The following is a 23,396-nucleotide window of genomic DNA, read 5'->3' on the forward strand; positions in this document are numbered from 1 at the left end:
GTCGGACCCTGAATCCGTGTCTGACAACCGACCCTCCCCGCACCCCCTGCCCTGGCTCGCGCGCCCCGCCGCCCGCACCTGGCGCTGCGCGCCCGCACCCACCGAGGTACGCGCCTTCCACGCCGTGCTGCCCGGCTACTCACCCACCCGGCTCGTCGAACTACCGTCAATCGCAGCCGAGTTGGGAGTCGGCCGCGTCTTCGTCAAGGACGAGTCGCGCCGTCTGGGACTGCCCGCGTTCAAGGTGCTGGGCGCCTCCTGGGCCATCCACCGTGTCCTCGCCGAGCACCCTGAGAGCGCCGGGGACGTCGAAGCGCCCGGCCACCTCACCCTGATCGCCGCCACCGACGGCAACCACGGCCGGGCCGTCGCCCACATGGCACGGCTGCTCGGGCAGCGCGCCCACATCTTCGTCCCGCAGGGCGTGCACCCGCGCGCGGTGGCAGCCATCGCCGCCGAACAGGCGCAGGTCACCGAAGTCGCCGGCCCCTACGACGAAGCCGTACGCCATGCCACCGAGGCCGCCGACGCGCCGCACACCGTCCTCATCCAGGACACCGGCTGGCCGGGCTACGAGCGGATCCCGGGCTGGATCGTCGAGGGCTACGCCACCCTCTGCGCCGAGATCGACGAACAGCTCGCCGCCTACGCGGTCATCTCGGGCCCCGACCTCGTCGCCGTGCCCGTCGGTGTGGGTTCGCTCGCCCAGGCAGTCGTCACCCACTACCGCAGCCGCCCCTCCGGCCGGGCGCCCGCCCTGCTGTCGGTGGAGCCTGCGAACGCCGCCTGCGTCCTGCGCAGCCTCGCCCTCGGCGAACCCGTCAGCGTCACCACCGGCCACACCCTCATGGCCGGTCTGAACTGCGGCACCCCGTCCGGCCTCGCCTGGCCCCATCTGCACGGCGGGCTGGACGCCGCAGTCGCCGTCACCGACGCCGACAGCATCCGAGCCGCCGACCACCTCGCCGGCCTCGGCGTCTCCTCGGGCCCCTGCGGAGCCGCCACGCTTGCCGGCACGCGCGCGGCACTCACCGGCACGGGACGCGAAGAACGCCGTACGGCACTGGGGCTCGACGCGAACTCCGTGGTCGTCCTGCTCAGCACCGAGGGCACGGACGCCAACCCGCATGCCACCGCGGCTCACTGAGCCCGAGCCGAACCCCACCACCCCTCTTTCCGAGACGACCGGGAGACCCCGCATGACAAACCCCGTCCTCGACACGATCACCGTCGACGCCGACCGCCTGTGGCGGTCGCTGATGGACCTGGCCGAGATCGGCGCCTACGACGACGAGCGCACCGGACTGCGCGGAGTGAACCGCCTCGCCCTCACCGACGCGGACGCGGCCGGGCGGCGCCAGGTCATCGCCTGGATGGAAGACGCCGGACTGGCCGTCCGCGTCGACCGGATGGGCAACATCTACGGCCGTCGCGAAGGCACCGACCCGACCGCCGCACCCGTCCTCACCGGCTCGCACATCGACAGCGTCGCCACCGCCGGCGCCTTCGACGGATGCCTCGGCGTCCTCGGCGGCATCGAGGTCGTACGGACGCTCGACGAGCGCGGCATCGCCACCCGCCGCCCCATCGAGGTCGGCGTCTTCACCGAGGAGGAGGGCGTCCGCTTCGGCACCGACATGCTGGGCAGCGCGGTCGCCGCCGGCCGTCTGACACTCGGGTACGCCCACGGCCTGACCGACCGCGACGGCCGCACCCTCGGCGACGAGTTGGCCCGCACCGGCTTCGACGGACCCGCCGACGTACGCCTCGACCCGCCGTACGCCTACGTCGAGTGCCACATCGAACAGGGACCCGTCCTCGCGGAGAACGGCGTCGGGATCGGTGTCGTCACGGGCGTCCAGGGCATCTCCTGGCAGGAGATCACCGTCCACGGCCGTGCCGCCCACGCCGGCACCACCCCCACGCGGCTGCGTGCCGACGCCGGTCTCGCCGCCGCCGAGATCATCGTCCGGCTGCGGGCCATGGTCGACTCCGGCGAGTACGGCGAACTGAGGGCCACCGTGGGGCACTTGACCGTCCACCCGGACCTGACCAACATCGTCCCGGCCCGCGCCGAGCTGACCGTCGATCTGCGCAACCCCGACGACGCCGCCATGGCTCGCGCCGAGGAGGACCTGGCCGCTTTCCTCAGCGAACTGGAGGACGCCCGGCCGGGACTCACGCTGTCCACGCGGCGGATGGCCGGGACCGCGTACGTCCCCTTCGACGAGACGGTGCAGAAGGTCATCGCCGGGGCCGCCCACGACCACGGCCTGGCGCACATCTCCCTGCTCTCCGGCGCAGGCCACGACGCCCAGGAGATCGCGGCGCTCTGTCCCACCGCCATGATCTTCGTCCGCGGTGAGTACGACGGCATCAGCCACAACCCCCGCGAGTACTCCACGCCCGAGGCGTGCGCCCGCGGAGTGGACGTCCTGGCGACGACTCTGCTGCGCCTGGCCGACCAGGACTGACGGCACACGGCACACCCCAAGACCCCTTCGGAAGGCGCTCATGTCCCCACAGCCCTCGTCCATCGCGGCCGTTCCCGATCCGTCCACCGCCGACCCCGGCGGCCTTCTGGCCCGATTGATCGCCATCGACTCCGTCAACCCCGACCTCGTGGCCGGCGGGGCGGGGGAGACCGCCGTCGCCGACTTCTGCGGCACCTGGCTGGCCGCGCGCGGCTTCGAGATCAACCGCCTGGAACGGCGCCCCGGCCGGCCCTCGGTCGTCGCTGTCGCGCGCGGCACCGGCGGCGGCCGCTCCCTGATGCTCAACGGCCACCTGGACACGGTCGGTCTCGCAGGCTACGACGGCGACCCGCTCGCCCCGCGCGTCAGCGAAGGGAGGATGTACGGCCGCGGCACCTTCGACATGAAGGGCGGCATCGCGGCCATGATGGTCGCCGCCGCCCGTGCCACCGCCGGCGGCCGGCTGCGCGGCGACGTCCTCCTCGCGTGTGTCGCGGACGAGGAGTACGGCAGCTCGGGCACCGAGGAGGTGCTGGAGTCCTTCACCGCCGACGCGGCCGTCGTCACCGAGCCGAGCCACCTCGAAGTCACCCTCGCCCACAAGGGGTTCGTCTGGTTCGACGTGGAGATCGAGGGACGCGCGGCCCATGGCTCACGGCCCGAACTCGGCATCGACGCCATCGCCAAGGCCGGGCACTTCCTCGTCGCCCTGGAGCAGCTGGGGCAACGCCTCGCCGACGGCCCTTCGCACCCTCTGCTGGGCACCGGCACCGTCCACGCGTCCGTCATCCGGGGCGGCGAGGAACCCTCCACCTATCCCGCGCACTGCCGCGTCACCCTGGAGCGCCGGACCGTACCCGGTGAGAGCGCCGACGGTGTCGAGCGGGAACTGGCCGGGCTCCTAGACCGTCTCGCCGCCACCGTTCCCGACTTCCGGTCCCGCCTGATCCGCGGGGTGCATCGCGAGCCCTTCGAGGCCGACCCCGATGCCCCGATCGTGCGCACCCTCACCCGTCATGCCGAACAGGCCCTCGGGCACCCGCCCGTGGTGCGCGCCGAGCCGTTCTGGACCGACTGCGCCCTCCTGGACCGGGCGGGCATCCCCTGTCTGCTCTTCGGCGCCGACGGCGAGGGCGCGCACGCGGCCACCGAGTACGTCGACCTCGCCTCCCTTGACCGCCTCACCGACGTCCTCACCGCCACGATCACGGACTTCTGCTCCTGATCAGCCCCCGAGCACCGGGAGAACAAGCCCGCAGCGGACCGGCTTCGCGTGCCCGGGATCGAGGGCGTTGCTCACGAGTTGGGCGGCGTTGGTGTCGTACGCGAGGGACAGATGCTCGGAGAAGTCCTCCTTGCAGATCCGCTGGATCAGGATGTTGCGCACCTTCGCGCCGGGACCCGCGGTCAGGAAGGTGTTGCGGTACGGGGTGGCGAACGCGTCGTACCGGGTGACGATCACGGTGTAGCTCACGCCGGGCTGGGTGTCCCCGTCCTTGTCGAGCTTCCGGTTCATCTCGGAGCCGACCATCTGGTCCGAGAACGCCTGTCCGACGACGGCGGACACGGCCGGGTCGAGACCGAGCTGTGTCGTCAGCGTGCCGATGCCTGAGACGTTCCCGCCGTGGTTGGGAGGAGCCAGGGCGACAAGTCGACGCACCTTGTTCCGCTTCGGGTTTCCGGGGTTCGTGCCGCCCTCGAACCGCAGATACCAGCGGGGCGTCGGACCGCCGCCCTGGGAGTGCCCGACGATGTCGACCTGGCGGGCGCCGGTGGCCTTCAGGACACGGTCGACGTAGCGAGCGACCTGTCGGGCCGCAGCCGGGATGGGGCCGGTGGCCTGGAACGGACTGCCGGGAGGCCCGCCGTAGTTGGGGGCGAAGACGCAGTAGCCCTGCCGCTTCAGCCAGGGCGACAGCATGCTCCAGTTGTTGAAGGCGTTCGCCGCGGACCCGTGCAGCAGCACGACCGGGCGGGGGTGCTTGCGCGAGGGACGGCAACTCCAGTCGTTGGACCCGGCCGGCGGCGCTTCCGGGTGGAGGAGCCCCCCGGCCAACGCCGCGGTGACGTCGAGGACCTGGCCCAGCGGACGGGGCGGCGGCGGGGTGTCGGATGTCGCCGCCTCGCCGTGGGCACCGACGGTCAGCGACAGGGCGAGGCCCGCGCAGACCGCGGCCCATCGGGCGCGCCGCCGGTTCGACCGGCTCCGGGAATCCATCCGCTGCGACATCGGGCCACTCCTCGTCTCGTAGCCGGCCGAGCGCCGACGCGAAGATGATCGAGGAGCGGATCCGATGCCCACCCACCAGCCGCTCGCGGCACCTCATATGGAGCAGACCGCTTTCATCCGTCCAGCCCACGCAGGATCGGGAAGGGGCTTTCTCAGGTCGGTACCTCCAGCCACAACGTCCGGATCCCGGGAGCGTCCCGCCCCTCGACGCCCTGCGCGAGCAGGGTCAGGCCCGGCCAGCCCGGGGGTATCCAGAGCGTGTCGGGATCGCCGCCGGAGAAGGCGGGTCGGTCGCCGGTCCAGACGCGGCCGACGCACTCACCGCCGGCCCAACCCGTGACCCGAACCTGGGTGGCGTCCAGCCGGACCAGGTAACCCTCGGGGGAGGGTGGCAGGTCGACGTCGAGCCACGTCTCCTCGCCCGGCTTCAGCGTCAGTGGGAGCCGTACCGACTCCGCGGGCCCGGACCGCGCCGCGAACTCCGCGAGCAGCTCGTCGTTCTGCGCCGCGCACGACCAGTCCCTTACGGCCTCCAGCGTGAGCAGTTCGGCGCGCAGGCCCGGGCCGCTCGGGTGGTGGGGCAGGGTGACCGCGACCCGGTGGGTGCCGGCCGGCAGCAGTACCCAGGGGTTCTCGGTGTGGACGGTCTCCGGTGCGCCGCCGTCCACGCTCACCCGCAGCGGCTCGATCACACCGTGCAGATGCAGCGCCGACGGGGTGAGGGAGCGGACCGTTCGGCCGTAGGTGACCGGCTCCGCGACGCGCGTGCTGCTCCACCCGCCGAGCACCCGGGTGGGCGCGGGGTTCCCGGCCCAGTGCCCGTCCACGGTCCACAGCGCCGACACATCCGCTGTCCCCCGCACCTTCCAGAGGGTGCCGAGGCCGCGCAGCGCACCCATCCGCAGTGCGGGCAGCCGGGCGTCGTCGAAGTTGGCGTGGCCCCAGATCTCCACCACGGCCTCGATCGCGACGCTGCCCGTCACATCACGCACGTCGATGCGCCGGGCCGCGCCGAACTCTGCGATCGGTGGGTGCGTCCGGCCCCCGACCGACAGCTCGACGATGTCCGCCGCGCCGGTGAGCAGCAGCTCGTCCACGCCGGTCAGGTCAGTGGTGGTGCGGTAGGCGCCACGGCCCCGGTACACCCCGAGCGCCTCCAGGCTCGGCGGCAGCGTGTGCCGACCGGCCGGCTCCTCGGGGGCCGCGTCGGACCGCCGCCGCACCTCGCGCACCGCGGTCGGCGCGGACTCGGCCGGCGGGCGCGGGGCATCGGCGACCCGCACCGCGCCGTCGGCATCCACCGATCGCAGCCGTGCGGCCTCCGCGGACGGCAGCACGACGACCGTCACTCCCGCCACGGTCACCCGCTCGGACACCGGAACCTCGGCCCGCGTGCCGTCCAGCACGACGGTGACCGGGACGTCCGAGGAGAACACCAGCACCCCGTCCGCCGCCGCGACGAGATCCGCCGACGCGAGCGTCAGGGTCACGTCGATGCCCCAGGCCCCGAGCGGTACGTCCATCGCCATCAAGGGACACGAACCCGGCGCCACCGCGACCGGCACGTCCCCGACGATCGCCGTGCCCGGGTCCGCCCCGAGATGCGGTACGGCCACCAGCCGGCCGCCCTCGGGGAAGGCGAGCGCGGCGGACACCGAACTCGTCGGGAAGTCGCACGCGAGTCGTTCGTCCGCCAACACTGGGTCGGCCAGGGCAAGTTGGGCTCCCCACGTGTCGATTACCCGTGCCAGCACCTGAGCCTCGGCGTACTCCGGTCGCCGTGCGCCGGTCGACGTGACGTAACCGCCGAAGTCGTAGCCGTGGCTCATGAAGTTGCCGGGCCGTCCCCAGTTCCCGGTCGACGGGGTGTACCCGAAGTTCCAACCGGACGACTGGAGATACGGCGCGATCAGCTTGGCGCCGCTCGCCAGGAGCCGCCGCAGCGTGCGGTGGCGCCGGTTGGTCTCGGTGATCAGCAGCGGCACCCCGCGCTCCGCGACCAGGCCGGTGTACCGGCGCACCTCGGCCTCGATGTCGGGGGAGTCGTCGTCCGGGTAGAAGTTGCAGGCCGGCACCACACCGTCGACGTCCCCGGTGGCGCCCGCGAGGTCGCCCTGGCCGGAGCAGGCGATCAACGGGACCGTGATGCCGTGCCCGAGTGCGGCGTCCCGCAGGGCGCCCACGTAGCCCGCCCGGTCCTCGCAGTCGAAGAAGTCCAGCTCGTTCTCCAACTGCACCATGACGACGGGGCCGTTCGCCGGGTACTGCCGCTCGGCCAGCAGTGGCAGCACCTGGTCGAACCAGGCGGTGACCCGCTCCAAGTACCGGGGCTCGTTCTGACGGACCCTCAACTCCGTATCGAGGCCCAGCCAGGCGGGCAGTGCGCCGCCGTCCCACTCGGAGCAGATGTACGGGCCCGGCCGCGCGATGACGTACAGACCCGTCTCGTGCGCGAGGTCCAGGAAGGCCGCCACGTCCCGCCGGCCCTCGAAGGACCAGCGGCCGGGCGCCGACTCGTGGAAGTTCCAGGGCAGATATACGTCGACGCAGGTGTACCCCGACGCCCGCACCTGTTCCAGCCGCTCGCGCCACTGCTCCCGGGGCAGCCGGAAGTAGAACAGCGAGGCGCACAGCAGGGTGCGCGGGCTGCCGTCGATCCACACGCCCCGGCCGTCGACGCGGACCGCTTCGATGGTCTCCGAACGGTTCACTTCACTCCCGCGCTTCCGCCACTGATGTCCATTTCGTAGAGGTACTTCTGGCCGAGGTAGTAGACGACGATCATCGGCACCGCGAGCAGGATCGAACCGACCATGACCAGGTTCCAGGGCGGCGCCTGCATCGCCTGCGAGGTACTGGTGATGTACTGCACGCCCAGGGCCAGCGGCATCTTCGACTCGTCGTTCAGATAGATCAGGGGCCCCATGAAGTCGCCCCAGGTGTGGGTGAGCGTGAAGATGCCGATCGCGATCAGCACCGGCCTGAGCATCGGGAACATGATCCGCCGGTAGATGCCGAAGAAGCCCAGCCCGTCCACCATCGCGGCCTCGTCGAGCTGGCTGGGCAGCCGGGAGACGAACTGGCGGACCAGGAAGATGTTGAAGGCGTTGGAGAAGAAGTTCGGCACGATCAGCGGCAGGAAGGTGTTCACCCAGCCCAGATCCCGGAACAGGATGAACTGGGGGATCATCGTGATCTGCGTCGGGATCATCATCGTCGCGAGGACGACCAGGAACATCGTGCTCTTGCCCGGGGCCCGCAGCCGGGCGAAGGCGTAGCCGACGAGGCCGCTCGAGAGCACCTGCCCGGCGACCGAGAACAGCGAGATGATCACCGAGTTGATCAGGAAGGTGCCCATCGGCAGCTCGGTGCCGAACACCCGGGAGAAGTTCTCCCAGTGGAACTCGCGGGGGATGATCGTGAACGTGTTGGCGTTCACTGTCGCATCGCTGGACAGCGCGATCGACCCGACGAACACCAGGGGCGTCGACAGGATCGCCGCCACGACGATCAGCGTTCCGTAGGTGAACGGGGTGGCGCGGAACGCCCGTACGGCAGAGGTCTCCCGCCGCTGTCGGCGCCCGCGCACCGATGTCGCCACGGTGGCCATCACTTCACCTCGGTTTCGTAGAACACCCAGCGCCGGGTGGTGCGGAAGGCGATCACCGTGAACACCAGGATCACGGCGAACAGCAGCCATGAGATCGCCGACGCGTACCCCATGTGGTAGAAGCCGAAGGCCTGGTCGAACAGGAGCGGCACCATCGTCTGCGCCGAGTCGTACGCTCCGCGGTTGCTCTTCGGGGTCAGGATGTACACCTGGGCGAACACCTGGAACGCGTTGATCAGCCCCATGATCAGGTTGAAGAAGATGATCGGCGTCAGATGCGGCAGCGTGATGCTCCAGAACTGCCGTACCGAGTTCGCCCCGTCGACCTCCGCGGCCTCGTACAGCTCACGCGGGATGCCCTTCATCGCCGCGAGCAGCAGCACGGTCGCACTGCCCGCTCCCCACGCCGACATCAGGATCAGCGCCGGCTTCACCCAGGGGCCGTCGATCAGCCATGCCGGGCCCGAGACACCGAAGAGTCCGAGGAAGTCGTTGACCGGGCCGGACGGCGCCAGCACCATCTTGAAGATCATCGCCGTGGCGACCAGCGGAACCAGCGTCGGCAGATAGATCAGCGTGCGGAACAACTTGCGTGCGCGCACCTGCTTGTTGAGCAGGTTCGCCAGCCACAGGCCGAGCACCAGACCGAGCGGGACCGAGATCGCGGCGTAGTAGAAGGTGTTCCACAGCGCCTTCCAGAACGCCGGATCGTCGGTCAGGAGCGTGACGTAGTTCTGGAGGCCGACCCACTCGGGCGGGGTGAAGGAGTCCCAGTCGGTGAGCGAGTAGTAGATCGAAGCGATCATCGGGCCGAGCAGGAAGACCAGGAAGCCGATCACCCACGGCGAGACGAACAGATAGAAGGAGAGCGCCTCACGGCGCCGCCTCCTGGAGAGCTTCGGCTTCTTCGGAGACGCGGCCTTGTCCGCGACCACCGGTGCGGTCGGCGGGGTCGGGGCCGTCGTGGTCGCCATCGCCCGTCATCCCGCGGACTTGATGAGGGACTCCAGGTTCTTCTGGAGCGCGGTGAGCGCCTTCTTGGCGCTGCGCTCCTTGCCGAGCCAGAAGTCGGCGAGCCCGCTCTCGATGGCCGCCTGCATCTCGTTCCACTCGGGTATGAACGGGGCCCGGAAGACGAACTCGCTCGACTCGGCGAACACCCCCATGTCCACCTGGGTCTTCATCCACGCGGGCTTGAGGAACGCGTCGCTCTTCTGCACCTCCAGGTTGGCCGGTACGTCCTCACCGGACGAGATGATCACCTGCTGCGCCTCGGGCGAGGTGAGGAAGTCGATCGCCTTGAACGCGTTGTCGGCCTGCTTGGAGGTGCGTGAGACGGCCAGGCCGCTGCCGAACGCCGACACCGCCTGCTTCTTGCCGCGCCACAGCGGTGCGATGTCCCAGGCGAACTTCGTCTCCGTCAGACCCGCGATCGCCCAGAACCCGGTGGCGTTGACGGCGACCTTCTGGTTGGCGAACGCCTGGTCGCCGCCGATGTCGGCGCCCATGTCGGCGTAGTCCTTCGCGCTGGGCACGACCTTGTGCTTGAAGACCAGGTCGCCGGCCCACTGGAGGGCCTCGATCGCCTCGTCGCTGTCCACCGCGGGCCTGCCGTCGGCGTCGATGATGGCGCCGCCGTTCTGGTACACGAAGCTCCACCACTGCGGCCACCAGCCGGCACCGCCGTAGCCCCACTGCCGGCCCGGGACGGTCAGCTCCTTGAACGCGGCGAGCGCGTCGTCCCAGGTCCACTCGGCGCTGGGAGCCTTGATGCCCTTCTTCTCGAACAGCTCCTTGTTGTAGTAGACGATCATCGCGCCGGAGCGGTCCGGGATCGCGTACAGCTCGTCCTCGTACGAGTAGATGGACCCGACCGAACCGAAGCGCTGCCCGGCGTCGAGCCCCGCCTTCCCGGCCAGGTCGTCCAGGGGCAGCAACTGGTTCTTGCCGGCGTACGTGTTGACGCTCTCGGCCACCTGCATGATGTCCGGCCCGTTGCCGCCGGCGATCATCGTCTGGACCTTCTGCGGGTACGAGTCGCTCGGGATGAGCTGGAGCTTGACCTTCAGCTCCGGGTACTTCTTCACCAGCAGGTCGATGCGGGCCTGGTACGCCTTGCGGTCGGTGTCACCGCCCCACACCGTCATCACGAGCGGACCGGCGGCGGAACCGCCGCTGGAGGAGCCGCAAGCGGTGAGGGTCACGACACCGGCCGCGACCCCGAGACCGAGGAAGCCGCGGCGGGACACCTGAAGCCTGTCAACTGGCATGGCACTACCCCTCGTTGAAGTGCGCGAACGCGCAGGGATCAGCTCTCGGCAGCCCGGGCCCGGCTTCGAGTGACGGTTAAAATAACCCTCGTAAAATCTCGCTACAAGCCCTTGTTTCGTATGAGTTTCAACTTGCACGACCCGTGCACGCCCCAAGTGCCTGACCCGTCCGGAGATTTCCCGGGTGACGCCGGGAACTCACCGGGGTCCGCGGCCGACTTCTGTGGAGAGGCGGCTCTGCCCGCGCTCGTCCGCAGTCATCACGTCGTCGGCACAAGGGAGTCGTACGTGTCCCGCTCCACTCTGATCCGCAGTCTGCGCCGCACCGGCGTGCTCACCTCGGTCGCCCTCGCGCTGGCCGTCGCCACCGCGGGGCCGGCGGCGGCCCATGCGGAGGTGGAGGCCGAGGGCGCGCGGGCCCTCGACCAGAACGTCGAGCTGACCTTCGCCGCCGAGTCGGAGTCGGGCACGGCCGGGATCAGCAAGCTGGAGGTGATCCTGCCCGAGGGGATCGTCCCGCAGGACCTCACCTACGAAGAGGGCCCCAAGGGCTGGAAGTTCACCCCCACCGCCCGGGGCTACACGGTGGCCGGGCCGAAGCTGGCCGTCGGGGAGGACGTCGAGTACGTGCTGACCGTACGGCAGTTGCCGGACGCGAAGGAGGTGGTCTTCAAGACCCTCCAGACCTACAGCGACGGCAAGGTCGACCGCTGGATCGAGCTGGAGGAGGAGTCCGAGGGGGACGGCCACGGCCACGGTCACCCCGCGCCCCGGCTGGCGCTGAAGGCGGCCGCGCCCGGCGCCGAGTCGGTGAGCCCGACTCCCACGGAGGAACCGACGACCGCCGCCCCGTCGTCGGCCGCGGCCTCGGACGAGCCCGCCGCCCAGGGCTCCTCCGGGAAGCCCGCGGCGGACGACACGAAGGACGACGACGGCATGTCCGTCGCCGTGCCCGTCGGCATCGCGGCAGCCGTGGTGCTGCTCGGCGGCGGCGCCTGGTGGCTGCGGAAGCGGCGCGGCGGCGCCGCCTGACGATGCCTTCGGTCCGGGCGTGTCGCTGACGGACGTCCCTGGCCCGGGCGTGTCGCCGACGGACGATCCGCGACACGCCCGGCGTCACCTCAGATGACCCCCAGGTCGAGCATGGTGTCGGCCACCCTGACGAAGCCCGCGATGTTGGCGCCGACGACATAGTTGCCCGGCGCGCCGTACTCCTCCGCGGTCGCGCGGCAGGTGGTGTGGATGCCGGCCATGATGGCCGCGAGCCGCCGGTCGGTGTCCTCGAAGGTCCACGAGTCGCGGCCGGCGTTCTGCCGCATCTCCAGCGCCGAGGTGGCGACACCGCCGGCGTTGGCCGCCTTGCCCGGGCCGAAGGCGACGCCCGCGTCCTGGAACAGCCGTACGGCCTGCGGTGTGGTGGGCATGTTGGCGCCCTCGGCCACGGCCACCACCCCCGATGCCAGCAGGGACCGCGCCGCGCTCTCGTCGAGTTCGTTCTGGGTGGCGCAGGGCAGCGCGACCGAGCACGGCACGTCCCAGACGGAACCGCCCTCGACATAGCGGGCCCGGCTCACCGTCTGCGCGTACTCCTTGATCCGGCCGCGCCGGACCTCCTTGATCTCCTTGACCAGTTCGACGTCGATGCCCGCCTCGTCGACCACATAGCCGCCGGAGTCCGACATCGCGACGACCTTCGCGCCGAGCTGGTGCGCCTTCTGGGCGGCGTACATGGCGACGTTGCCGGAGCCGGATATGACGATCCGCCGGCCGTCGAGGTCCTGGCCGCGTTCGGCGAGCATCTCGGAGACGAAGTAGACGGTGCCGTATCCGGTCGCCTCGGTCCGTACGTGGGAACCGCCCCAGCCGAGGCCCTTGCCGGTGAGGACACCGGACTCGTAGCGGTTGGTGATGCGCTTGTACTGGCCGAAGAGATAGCCGATCTCGCGCGTGCCGACGCCGATGTCACCGGCCGGGACGTCCGTGTGCTCGCCGAGGTGACGGTGCAGCTCCGTCATGAAGGACTGGCAGAACCGCATGATCTCGCCGTCCGAGCGGCCCTTGGGGTCGAAGTCGGCGCCGCCCTTGCCGCCGCCGATGGGCAGCCCGGTCAAAGCGTTCTTGAAGATCTGCTCGAAGCCGAGGAACTTCACGATGCCGAGGTTCACCGACGGGTGGAAGCGCAGCCCGCCCTTGAAGGGCCCGAGCGCGGAGTTGAACTCCACGCGAAAGCCCCGGTTGACCCTGACCTTGCCGGCGTCGTCGACCCACGGCACACGGAAGAGCAGCTGCCGCTCCGGCTCGCACAGCCGCTCCAGGATGTGGTGCCCGGCGTACCCGGGGTGGCGGGCGAGCACCGGCTCCAGCGATTCCAGCACCTCGCGCGCGGCCTGGTGGAACTCGGACTGTGCGGGGTCCCTGGCCTGGACGGCCGCGTAGACCTCGGCGGTCAGGCGCAGGTCCGCGGGCGGCGTGTGCTGGATCGTCATGGACGTACCTCCTTGTACGACGGTGCACGCGAATGTACGGGAGATCGCGGGGCCGGTACTCAGCGGGCGGCCGCGGGGCCACCGCTGATCGCGTACTCGGCGTCGTGACCGTAGATCCAGCCGTTGCGCAGCAGCGGGTCCGAGTCGGCGAGGGCCGCGTCACGGCTGCGCTGCTCGGGGCCGTCGGGCAGATGGTTGATGTCGCCGCGGGCGTGACTGACCCGCCGGAGCCGGGTGGTGCGCTCGATGCGTACGGCTTCGTAGCGCCGAAGGGCCTGTTCAGGGCTGTCGGCGGACGTCGCCAGGCAGTGGGCCAGTACGGCGGCGTCCTCGATCGACTGCGCCGCGCCCTGGGCGAAGAAGGGGAACATCGGATGCGCGGCGTCGCCGAGGAGGGTGATCCCGCCCCGGCTCCACCGCGGCAGCGGCTCCCGGTCCAGCAGCGCCCAGCGTCCGGGGGCGCCGCCCGCGGTGACGAGGTCGGTCACCCGGGGGTCCCAGCCGGCGAACTCGGCACGGAGTTCCTCGACGGTGGCCGTCGCGCTCCACGACTCGTCGGTGAAGTCCCCGGCAGGGGCGACCGCGACGACGTTGACCGCGTCACCGCCGGCGATCGGATAGTGCACGAAGTGCCGGCCGGGCCCGAGCCAGAGGGTCTGGGCCGGGCGCAGGGCGAAGTCGGGTGCCGCGTGGGCGGGCACGACGGTGCGGAACGCGCAGAGGCCGGAGTACCGGGCCGGCGCCGGTTCGGCCACCGCGCCGCGGACGACGGAGTGCACACCGTCGGCGCCGATGACGACATCGGCCGCGACCACGCTCCCGTCGGCGAACCGCAGCACCGCACCGCCGGGCCCGGCCTCGACGGCGGTACAGCGCCGGCCCAGCCGGACCCACCCGTCGGGCACCGCCGACCTGACCGTGTCGAGCAGGTCCGCCCGGTGGACGGTGTACGTCCGCTCGCCGTAGAGCCGCTCGCACACCCCGCCCAGCCGCTCCACGGACAGCACGCGCCCGTCCGCCCACCGGCGGAACTCCCAGGCCCACTCCAGCGGCACGGCCCGCCGGAGCAGCCGTTCCATGACACCGAGGCGACGCAGCAGGCGTACGGCATTGGGGGCCACGAGGATTCCGGCGCCGACCTCGGTGAGGGCGGGTGCCTGCTCGTACACGGTCGCCGACAGCCCCGCGCGGTGCAGGAAGGCGGCGGCGGTCAGCCCGCCGATGCCGCCCCCGACGATGACGATCCGCGGTCCGTGAGCCACGTCGGGCATGAGCCACTCCTGCGCTGCGAGGGAATGAGCGTCCTGGTCACACCATGAGCCTGCCCGGTCGCTCTGAGGGAGAGGCCCGGCCGACGCTTCACGCCGACCGGGCCCCTGGTGACGGATTTCAAAGGCGAGGCGTCAAAGCACCGTGAGCAGTGCCCGGCCGGCGGCCCTGCCGTCCCGCAGCGGTCTGAGCGCCAGACGCATCAGGGCGAGCGCGTTGTCGTCGCCGGCGATGCGGTTGGCGCTGAGTCCGGCGCAGGTCCGGCACTGGTGGATGAGCATCCATTCGCCGTCCGGCCGTACGGTGAGGCTCAGTGCCTCCATACGGCCATGGCAGTCCGCGGCGCGGTCGCCGGGGACACGTCGGTCGACGTGCAGGCTGACCAGGCAGTTCGGGCAATGGTTGCGGTGCGCGGTGCCGGGCGCGACGAGGGACACGTCGAGCCGGCAGCCCACGCACCGGAAGTCATTGGCCCGGTGGCCGCCGTTGCCGTGCAGGACGTCCTTGGTGCGCTGTGGACGGTGCCGCGGGTTGCGGCCGCCCGTCCGGGTGCGGCGTGGCATGGCTGGTTCTCCTTTCCGTGGCGGGCGTTCAGAGGGAGCCGAACGCTTCGAGAGGGAAGGGAGGTTGCGCCAGCGGCCGCACGGCCATGCGCATCAGGACGAGCTGGTTGTCGTCCGTGCACACCGGGTTGGAGGTGAGCTCGCCGCAGCGGACGCAGCGGTGGACGAGCATCCAGTCACCGGTGCGCAGCACCGCGATGGCGATGGGGTTCATCCGCGCGTCGCACTCGGACCGGCCGCCGTCGACCTGGTCGATGACGTGCCGCGAGTGCAGGCAGGACGGGCAGTGGTTGCGCCGGCTGCCGTCAGGGGCCAGGGCCGACACGGTCAGCCCGCACCACACACAGGTGAAGGTGTTGGTGCCGAGGACGTTGTTGAGGGGGTTGTGCTGGTGAGCGAGGTTGTCGCTGGACACCCGGGTGCTCCTTGCTGGGAGATGTGCGAGGACAGCAAGAGCAGGCCGAGCGGCCTCGGGACGCCCTGAACAGGTCAGGGACGGTTTACGCGGTGCGGCGAGGCGCGCTCGGCGCGGGCCGGGTCATAAACACCTTTTCCATGGCGAGTTGGTGCAAAGCGAGTGAAGTGGTCTCGCTCAAGCCTGCACGCAGCTTCGGGGCGGCGTCCACTGGTTTATCCGGGCCCCACCGGTGATTCATCCCGGGCCCCACCGGGTAATTTTGACAGGCCCTTGACAAATTTGGCGGCGCCCCGCAGCATGCAAGACATCTGCGGATGCCTGCAATTCCCTTTGTTCAAGGCGTAATTTATCCGCACTGCGCATCGCATGTCACAGGGCTCGGCGGCTCCTTCGCCGTGCCCCGCACGGACACACCCCGGCAAGCGCGGCCGGCGCGCGCCTTGCCTGACACCCGCATCGTCAGGAAGGACAACCCCCCATGCTTCGGCGCCCTCGCGCGGGGCTGAGAACGCTCACCGCGCTTGCGCTCCTCCTGTCCGCCGCCGTCACGGCGGGCCCCTCGGCCGCCCCGGCCTCCGCGGCTCCGGCCGCCCTTCCGTCCGCCGACTACCAGCAGGTCCAACTCGCCACCGGCGCGGCCGAGTTGGGCGAACCGATGTCCTTGGCCGTGCTGCCCGACCGCTCGGTCCTGCACACCGCCCGCGACGGCACGATCCGCCTCACCGACGCCGCGGGCAACACCAGACAGGCCGGCAAGCTGGACGTCTACACCCACGACGAGGAAGGCCTCCAGGGCATCGCCGTCGACCCCTCCTTCACCGCCAACCGGTACGTCTACGTCTACTACTCCCCGAAGCTGAACACCCCGGCCGGCGACGCGCCCGTCACCGGCACCGCCGCCGACTTCGAGCGCTGGAAGGGACACCTGAACCTGTCCCGGTTCACGCTGCGCGGCGACGGCACCCTGGACCCGGCGAGCGAGAAGGTCGTCCTGGAGGTGCCCAACGACCGCGGTCAGTGCTGCCACGTCGGCGGCGACATGGACTTCGACGCGGCCGGGAACCTGTATCTGACCACCGGCGACGACACCAACCCGTTCGACTCCTCCGGCTACGCGCCGATAGACGAACGCACCGACCGCAACCCGCAGTTCGACGCCCAGCGCAGCTCCGGCAACACCAACGACCTGCGCGGCAAGGTGCTGCGGATCAAGCCGACCGCGGCCGGCGGCTACACCGTCCCCTCGGGCAATCTCTTCGCACCGGGCACCGCGGGCACCCGGCCCGAGATCTACGCGATGGGCTTCCGCAACCCGTTCCGGATGTCCGTCGACCGTCCCACCGGCACGGTCTACCTCGGCGACTACGGCCCCGACGCGGGCGGCACCGACGCGAACCGCGGACCGGGCGGCCAGGTCGAGTTCGACCGCATCACCGCGCCCGGCAACTACGGCTGGCCGTACTGCACCGGCACCAACACCACCGGCGAGACGTACAACGAGTACACCTTCCCCAGCGGCCCCTCCGCAGCGAAGTACGACTGCGCCGGCGGCCCCGCGAACAACTCCTTCCGCAACACCGGGCAGGCCAAGCTGCCGCCCGCGAAGCCGAGTTGGATCAAGTACGGTCTGGACGGCTCACCGCCCGAGTTCGGCGGCGGCTCCGAGTCGCCGATGGGCGGCGAGGTCTACCGGTACGACGCCGGCTCGACGTCCACGGTGAAGTTCCCGCAGTCCCTCGACGGCCGCTACTTCGCCGCCGAGTACGGACGCCGCTGGATCAAGGCCGTCGAGGTCAGGAGCGACGGCTCCTACGGCACGATCGAGGACGTTCCCTGGAGCGGCACCCAGGTGATGGACACCGACTTCGGCCCCGACGGGGCGCTGTACGTCCTGGACTACGGCACCGGCAGCAACAACCAGGCCCTGTACCGCATCGAGTACATCGCGGGCAGCAACCGCAACCCCGTCGCCCAGGCGTCCGCCGACCGCACCTCCGGAGCGCTGCCGCTCGCCGTGCGGTTCTCCTCCCAGGGCAGCTCCGACCCCGAGGGCGGCGCGCTGACGTACTCCTGGAACTTCGGCGACGGCACGACCTCCACGCAGGCCAACCCCAGCCACACGTACACGACCGCCGGCACCTATCGCCCCACCCTCACGGTCCGCGACCCGCAGGGGCTGACCGGCACCGCGAGCCTGGTGGTCACCGCGGGCAACACCGCGCCGACCGTGACCCTCCAACAGCCGCAGGACGGGCAGCCGTTCGCCTTCGGCGACACCGTGCCGTTCAAGGTGCAGGTCAGTGATCCGGAGGACGGCACCGTCGACTGCTCCAAGGTCAAGGTCACCTATCTCCTCGGCCATGACAGCCACACCCACGCCATCACCTCCACCAACGGCTGCGAGGGCAACCTCACCGTGCCCGCCGACGGCGAACACGACAGCGCCGCCAACCTCTACGGAGTCTTCGACGCCGAGTACACCGACGCCGGCGGCCTGACCACGCACTCCGTGCGCACCCTGCAACCCCGCCACCGGCAGGGCGAGCACTTCGGCGCCCAGTCCGGCATCCAGATCGCCGACCACGCCACCGCCGAGGGCGGCAGGACGGTCGGCTTCACCGACGACGGCGACTGGATCTCGTTCAAGCCGTACGTCCTCGCGGGCGCCACGAAGCTCACCGCCCGGGTGGCCTCCGGCGGAGCGGGCGGCACCCTCCAGGTGCGGGCCGGTTCCGCCACGGGCACGCTGCTCGGCACCGCGACCGTGCCGGTGACCGGCGGCTGGGACACCTTCACCGACGTCACCGCCAACCTCTCCGGCGCGCCCGCCGGCACCACCGAGCTGTTCCTGGTGTTCCGCGGCCCGACCGGGCAGGGCAACCTCTTCGACGTCGACGCCTTCACCCTGGGCTCCGGCTCCACCACGACCACGCCGTGGGAGGCGGAGTCGTACAGCTCCGCCGCGGGCGTCCAGTCCGCGGCGCACGGCTCCGCGAGCGGCGGGCTGACGCTGGGCTACATCGACAACGGCGACTGGGCGGGCTACGCCTCCGTCTCCACCGCCGGCGCGACCTCCGCCTCCGTGCGGGTCTCCTCCGCGGGCGCCGGCGGCACGCTCCAGTTCCGCTCCGGCTCGCAGACCGGGCCACTGCTCGGGTCGGTGACCGTGCCGGTGACCGGCGGCTGGGACACCTTCACCACCGTCACCGCGACGCTCAACGGCGCCGGAACGGGCCCGCTGTTCCTCACCTTCACCGGAGGCACCGGCAGCCTCTTCGACGTCGACACCTTCACGCTCGCCTCCTCGACACGAAAGGGGCGATGACCATGACCACCCTGATGCGGCGACTGCGCCGCGGCACGACCGCCCTGGCCCTGGCCGTGCTGGGCGCCCTGCTCACCCCGGCCGGGACCGCGCACGCGGCCTCCTTCGAGGTCCTCGTGTTCTCCAAGACTGCCGGGTTCCGGCACGACGCGATCCCCGCAGGCATCGACGCCCTGCGCACCCTCGGCGGGCAGAACGACTTCTCCGTCACCGCCACCGAGGACGCCGGCGCCTTCACGTCCGCGAACCTCGCCGGCTACGAGGCGGTGGTGTTCCTCAACACCACGGGCGACGTCCTCAACGCCGCCCAGCAGACCGCACTCCAGTCCTACGTCGACTCCGGCGGCGGCTACCTGGGCGTGCACGCGGCCGCCGACACCGAGTACGACTGGCCGTACTACGGACAGCTGGTCGGCGCCTGGTTCCAGAGCCACCCCGCGATCCAGCAGGCCACGATCCGCACCGAGGACCGCACCCACCCGGCCACCTCGCACCTCGGCGCGACCTGGACCCGCACCGACGAGTGGTACAACTACCGCGCCAACCCCCGCCCTCGCGTCCACGTCCTGCAGACCCTGGACGAAAGCACCTACAGCGGCGGCTCGATGGGCGCCGACCACCCCATCACCTGGTGCCACCGCCAGGGGCAGGGCCGCTCCTTCTACACCGGGCTCGGCCACACCGTCGAGTCCTACGCCGATCCGGCGTTCCGCTCCCTGCTGCTCGGCGGCGTGCGCTACGCGGCCGGGCAGGCGGCGGCCGACTGCTCCGCCCCGGCCGGCAACGGCCAGGTCGAGGCCGAGGCGTACACCTCCGCCTCCGGCGTGCAGGTCGCCGGGCACGCCCCGGCCAGCGGCGGACAGACGCTGGGCTACATCGACAACGGCGACTGGGCGGGCTACGCCTCCGTCTCCACCGCGGGCGCCAGGACGTTCACGGCGAAGGTGTCCTCGGCGGGAGCGGGCGGCACCATCGAGATCCGCTCGGGTTCGGCCACCGGCACCCTGCTCGGCAGCCTGACCGTGCCGGTGACCGGCGGCTGGGAGACGTTCACGACCGTCACGACGACCCTGACGGGCTCCGCTTCCGGGCCGCTGTTCCTGAGATTCACCGGCGGCGGGGGAGCGCTGTTCGACGTCGACACCTTCAGCCTCGGCGCCGCGCCCACGGCCGGCGCCCTCTCCGACGACGTACACCTCTTCTACTACTCCTGGTACGGCAGTCCCGCGGTCAACGGCGGCTGGCGGCACTGGCAGCAGGGCGGCCGCACCCCGCCCGACGACATCGGCGCCGACCTGTATCCGGCCCTCGGTCCGTACGACTCGGGCGAGGCGGGTGCCGTCGCCCGGCACATGGAGTGGGTCGCCCGGTCCGGCGCCGGCGTGATCGTCTACAGCTGGTGGGGCCGGGGCAGTTACGAGGACCGGCTGGTGACGCGCGTGCTCGACGCGGCGCGTGAGCGGGGCATCGAGGTGGCCTGGCATCTGGAGCCGTACGCGGGCCGCACCGCCGCCTCGACGGTCGCCGACATCGAGTACATCAACAGCACCTACGGCAGCCACCCCGCTTTCCACCGCTCGGCGGAGCACGGCGGCAGAAGCGCGTTCTACGTGTTCCAGAGCCTGGACATCGCCGACTGGACGGCGCTCGACGAGGTCACCGACACCAGCATCGTGCTCGCGCAGACCACCGACACCACGAAGATCGCGCACTTCTCCGGCATGTACACCTACGACGGCATCGCGGGTGCCACAGCGCCGGGCTGGAAGCAGGCCGGCGACCACGCGCGGGCGAACGGCCTGATCTGGGCGCCGTCCGTCGCGCCGGGCTATATCGACGACCGGGCCGTGCCGGGCAACTCCACGCCCACCGTGGAGCGGGCGAACGGCGCGGCCTACGACCGGCAGTGGTCCAACGCCCTGGACCCGGCGATCGGCGGGTCACCGACCTGGGTGTCGGTCACGTCGTTCAACGAATGGCACGAAGGAAGCTCCATCGAGCCCGCAGACTCCACACCGCCCGCCGGTCGGGGGTACCGGACCTACGAGGGCGCGTACGGGCAGACGGGGGAGGCGGCACAGACTGCCTACCTGGATCGCACCGCGTACTGGGTGGGCCGGTTCCGGGCGGCGTCGGGAGACTGACGCCTCGCGCCGCGTGGATGCGCCCGGCCGGATCCGTCCGGCCGGGCACGTGCGCTCGTCGGCGACCGGCTGCCGACGAACTGCGAGACCTGCTTTCTTCACGTCTTGACGTAAGTGTGCGGACGTTGCTTGGATCTCAACTCCCGCTCCATCCCACGCTGTTGGTCCCCCACGTCAGGAGCAGCTGTGAGACGTCCCCTCACCACCTTCGCGGCCGTCGCCGTCACCACCCTGTCCGCACTGGTCGGCACCGGCCAGGCAGCGCACGGCCGGGCCGTGACCGGTACCTACTCGACCGGCGGCACACAGGCATGGCGGCCCCTGCCGACCGTCCGCGTCGGCGACGACTCCGGCGGCCCCGTCGACGCCACCGTGGTCGCCGACCCCGCCGCCACCCGGCAGAAGTACGCCGGCGTCGGCTTCTCCCTGGACGAGACGAGCGTGTCCAACCTCTGGAAACTCACGCCCGCCGAACGGGAGAAGGCCGTCCGGCTGCTGGTCGACCCCGAACGCGGTGCGGGCCTGGACCGGTTCCGGCTGACGATCGGCAGCCCCGACCTCATCGAGCACCTGCCGTTCTGGTCGCTCGACGACCTCCCCGCCGGTGTCACCGAGGACTTCGCGCTGAAGCACTTCTCCGTCCGGCGGGACATCGACCTGCACATCATCGACACGATCAAGCTCATCCAGCGCTACAACCCCAGGGCCACGTTCTTCGCGTCGGCCTGGAGCGCGCCCGCCTGGATGAAGACCAACAACCGCTTCACCGGCGAGGTCGCGCTCAAGCCCGGCAGCACCACCGAGCACTACCAGGTCGGCAAGCTGCGCGACGACTGCATCGACGTCTTCGCGCGCTACTACGTCAAGTTCGTCCAGGCGTACGCCCGTCACGGCATCCGCGTCGACGCGCTGACCCTGCTGAACGAACCCGGCATGGACGTCGTGTACCCGGCGATGGACATCAGTGTCGCCCAGCAGCAGAGGCTCGCCCTGGCGATCAAGCGGGAGCTGCGTGCCGCCCGGCTCGGCACTCGGCTGTACGTGCACGACTTCAACTTCTGGGACTGGCGCGACCCCAACAGCACGGCCACCAAGAACTACCACCGCATCTTCGAGGACGCCCCGGACGGCACGGTGACCGGCGCGCAGGTCCGCACGGCGGCGGACGGCATCGCCTTCCACCCCTACTGGGGAGACCCCGGCGTGATGCGCGACGCGCGCAAGGAGACCGGGAAGCCGGTCCACGTCACGGAGACCAGCGACCTGGCGCCCTCGACCGTCCTCGACGACTTCCGCCTCGACGCCAGTTCCTACGTCCTGTGGGCGCAGACCACGGACCAGGACGGCGGAACCCTGCACTGGACGCCCGCCCGGGACAACGACATCGACTGGGAGCAGGTCGGCGCCACCACCAAGTGGCCGAACCGGCTGGTCAAGGTGAACACGGTCACGAAGGACTTCACCGTCCGCGACGAGCTGTACGGGCTCGGGCAGTTCGCGAAGTACCTCGCGCCCGGCGACGTGCGGCTGGAGTCCAGCGCCACGGAGAACGGCGTCGGCAATGTGGTCTACCGCTCGCGCAACGGCGGCTATGTCGCCGTCCTCGGCAACAGCACCGGTTCCGACAGCCGGGTCCGGGTGGTCGTCGGCGGCCAGAAGTTCGTGGTGACCGTGCCGGCCGGCTCCTTCGCCACGTACCGCTGGAAGGGGCAGGACTCCCGGGGCTGAGGGCACCGGGGCGTCGCCGACCGCTCACTCCATTCGGGTGACTGCCGTCAACAAAGTGCACAACATCGACAGGGCTGGATGCGTCAGGTCCCGGGTTGCGGGCGGACCGTGAGGATCTGCTGCGCCTGGCCGACCGGACCGTCGACGTCGTGCAGGACCGTGCTGGTCAGGCCCTGGCCGGTGGGGCCGAAGGTGACGGTGGTGTCCAGTCCGGTCCAGGTGCCGTGCGGTTGGCGGTGCAGGTGGACGGTCAGGTCGACGTTGGGGAACATCCACGCGCCGGGCGGCTGCCGCACGGCGATGCCGTTGGCGGTGTCGACGAGTGCGAGGTACGACGCGAGCGGGCTGACGGGGACGCCGGCCACCAGCTCCAGGGGCGTGGAGATCCAGGCGGTGGTGCGACCGGGGCGGGGCGGTGCCACCGGTCGCACGTCGAGGGAGGCGATGTAGCCGCCGGACCAGACCTCGGTCATCGGCCACGGGGCGAGCGCCTCGGGCGGGGTGAGGCGCTCGGCGGGGCCGCCCGCGACCTCGGCGGTGTCGAGCCGGGCCAGATACCAGGCGCGCGCCCGCACCACCGGACGGTCCGCGATCCGTACGACCGCTTCGAGGAGTTGGATGGTCCGCCCGGGACGGACGGTCTCCACCTCGATCTCGCACTCGTCCAGCGCGAGCCGGCCGAGGATGTCGTAGCTGATCCGGGCGAGGACCAGCCCTTCGTCCGGGGCGGCGGCGCGGTGGCGGTCGAGGGCGTGCACGACCAGCCCGCCGAGCGGACTGAAGTGCTGCTCGTCGCGGTGCCAGGCGCCGCTCGCGTGCGATGTCGGCTTGAAGCGGCGGTCGCCCATGGCTTCGAAGTAGCTTTCGGAGGTCAACGGA

Annotated in this window: 17 protein-coding genes; 7 read left to right on the forward strand and 10 right to left on the reverse strand. The window is 71.0% G+C overall.

Annotation, left to right across the window (positions count from 1 at the left end):
* The first annotated feature begins 16 nt into the window (after positions 1 to 16).
* The 3 genes from CP983_RS39775 to CP983_RS39785 are packed head-to-tail and all read left to right on the forward strand — an operon-like array spanning position 17 to position 3,699.
* Positions 17 to 1,147, forward strand: coding sequence for a diaminopropionate ammonia-lyase (locus CP983_RS39775; protein ID WP_150505164.1), 1,131 nt, complete (start codon positions 17 to 19; stop codon positions 1,145 to 1,147).
* Positions 1,148 to 1,199: 52 nt separating this feature from the next.
* A complete protein-coding gene (locus CP983_RS39780) occupies positions 1,200 to 2,474 on the forward strand; it encodes a Zn-dependent hydrolase (RefSeq protein WP_150505166.1) in 1,275 nt (424 codons plus the stop codon).
* 40 nt (positions 2,475 to 2,514) lie between these two features.
* On the forward strand, positions 2,515 to 3,699 hold the full coding sequence (locus CP983_RS39785; protein ID WP_150505168.1) for an ArgE/DapE family deacylase: 1,185 nt from the start codon (positions 2,515 to 2,517) through the stop codon (positions 3,697 to 3,699).
* Here the strand turns inward: CP983_RS39785 and CP983_RS39790 are convergent, their stop codons facing one another.
* From CP983_RS39790 to CP983_RS39810, 5 genes are all read right to left on the reverse strand, one after another.
* Positions 3,700 to 4,704 carry an esterase/lipase family protein gene (locus tag CP983_RS39790; RefSeq protein ID WP_150505170.1) on the reverse strand — a complete coding sequence of 335 codons (1,005 nt, stop codon included), beginning with the start codon at positions 4,702 to 4,704 and terminating at the stop codon, positions 3,700 to 3,702.
* Between the two features lie 152 nt (positions 4,705 to 4,856).
* The gene (locus CP983_RS39795) at positions 4,857 to 7,415 is read right to left on the reverse strand and encodes a beta-galactosidase (protein WP_150505172.1); all 2,559 of its coding nucleotides are present in this window, start codon (positions 7,413 to 7,415) and stop codon (positions 4,857 to 4,859) included.
* A complete protein-coding gene (locus CP983_RS44900) occupies positions 7,412 to 8,314 on the reverse strand; it encodes a carbohydrate ABC transporter permease (protein ID WP_125526919.1) in 903 nt (300 codons plus the stop codon). Before CP983_RS44900 ends, CP983_RS39795 begins: the two co-directional genes overlap by 4 nt.
* Entirely contained in the window at positions 8,314 to 9,288 is a 975-nt protein-coding gene (locus CP983_RS39805; RefSeq protein WP_125526920.1) for a carbohydrate ABC transporter permease, read from the reverse strand. Before CP983_RS39805 ends, CP983_RS44900 begins: the two co-directional genes overlap by 1 nt.
* 6 nt (positions 9,289 to 9,294) lie before the next feature.
* Entirely contained in the window at positions 9,295 to 10,584 is a 1,290-nt protein-coding gene (locus CP983_RS39810) for an ABC transporter substrate-binding protein (RefSeq protein WP_150505174.1), read from the reverse strand.
* A 288-nt stretch (positions 10,585 to 10,872) separates the two neighbouring features.
* Between CP983_RS39810 and CP983_RS39815 the strand changes: the two genes are divergently transcribed.
* Positions 10,873 to 11,616 (forward strand): DUF1775 domain-containing protein, encoded by a 744-nt coding sequence (locus CP983_RS39815; RefSeq protein ID WP_229915087.1) that lies wholly within the window; start codon positions 10,873 to 10,875, stop codon positions 11,614 to 11,616.
* Positions 11,617 to 11,705: 89 nt separating this feature from the next.
* On the opposite strand, the gene gdhA is transcribed toward CP983_RS39815, so the two are convergent.
* The 4 genes from gdhA to CP983_RS39835 all read right to left on the reverse strand — a co-directional run bounded on the left by gdhA (position 11,706) and on the right by CP983_RS39835 (position 15,317).
* Positions 11,706 to 13,070: an NADP-specific glutamate dehydrogenase gene (gene gdhA / locus CP983_RS39820; RefSeq protein WP_150505178.1), complete on the reverse strand. Its 1,365-nt coding sequence runs from the start codon at positions 13,068 to 13,070 to the stop codon at positions 11,706 to 11,708.
* 59 nt (positions 13,071 to 13,129) lie between these two features.
* Entirely contained in the window at positions 13,130 to 14,341 is a 1,212-nt protein-coding gene (locus tag CP983_RS39825; protein ID WP_150505179.1) for an FAD-dependent monooxygenase, read from the reverse strand.
* Positions 14,342 to 14,473: 132 nt separating this feature from the next.
* Positions 14,474 to 14,902: an RNHCP domain-containing protein gene (locus CP983_RS39830; RefSeq protein ID WP_125526924.1), complete on the reverse strand. Its 429-nt coding sequence runs from the start codon at positions 14,900 to 14,902 to the stop codon at positions 14,474 to 14,476.
* 28 nt (positions 14,903 to 14,930) lie between these two features.
* Complete coding sequence (locus CP983_RS39835; protein ID WP_107911278.1) at positions 14,931 to 15,317, reverse strand: RNHCP domain-containing protein; 387 nt, start codon at positions 15,315 to 15,317, stop codon at positions 14,931 to 14,933.
* A 481-nt stretch (positions 15,318 to 15,798) separates the two neighbouring features.
* On the opposite strand from CP983_RS39835, the gene CP983_RS39840 reads away from it, so the two are divergent.
* The 3 genes from CP983_RS39840 (at position 15,799) to CP983_RS39850 (ending at position 22,517) form a co-directional block, all read left to right on the forward strand.
* Positions 15,799 to 18,645, forward strand: coding sequence for a carbohydrate-binding protein (locus tag CP983_RS39840; protein WP_150505181.1), 2,847 nt, complete (start codon positions 15,799 to 15,801; stop codon positions 18,643 to 18,645).
* A 2-nt stretch (positions 18,646 to 18,647) separates the two neighbouring features.
* Complete coding sequence (locus tag CP983_RS39845; protein WP_373309907.1) at positions 18,648 to 20,789, forward strand: glycoside hydrolase family 99 protein; 2,142 nt, start codon at positions 18,648 to 18,650, stop codon at positions 20,787 to 20,789.
* Positions 20,790 to 20,975: 186 nt separating this feature from the next.
* Positions 20,976 to 22,517 carry a glycoside hydrolase family 30 protein gene (locus CP983_RS39850; protein ID WP_189749114.1) on the forward strand — a complete coding sequence of 514 codons (1,542 nt, stop codon included), beginning with the start codon at positions 20,976 to 20,978 and terminating at the stop codon, positions 22,515 to 22,517.
* A gap of 83 nt (positions 22,518 to 22,600) precedes the next feature.
* Here the strand turns inward: CP983_RS39850 and CP983_RS39855 are convergent, their stop codons facing one another.
* Positions 22,601 to 23,365, reverse strand: a complete 765-nt coding sequence (locus CP983_RS39855) for a thioesterase family protein (protein ID WP_229915094.1) — start codon at positions 23,363 to 23,365, stop codon at positions 22,601 to 22,603.
* Between the last annotated feature and the right edge of the window lie 31 nt (positions 23,366 to 23,396).

Source organism: Streptomyces chartreusis (genome assembly GCF_008704715.1).
Classification (GTDB): domain Bacteria; phylum Actinomycetota; class Actinomycetes; order Streptomycetales; family Streptomycetaceae; genus Streptomyces; species Streptomyces chartreusis.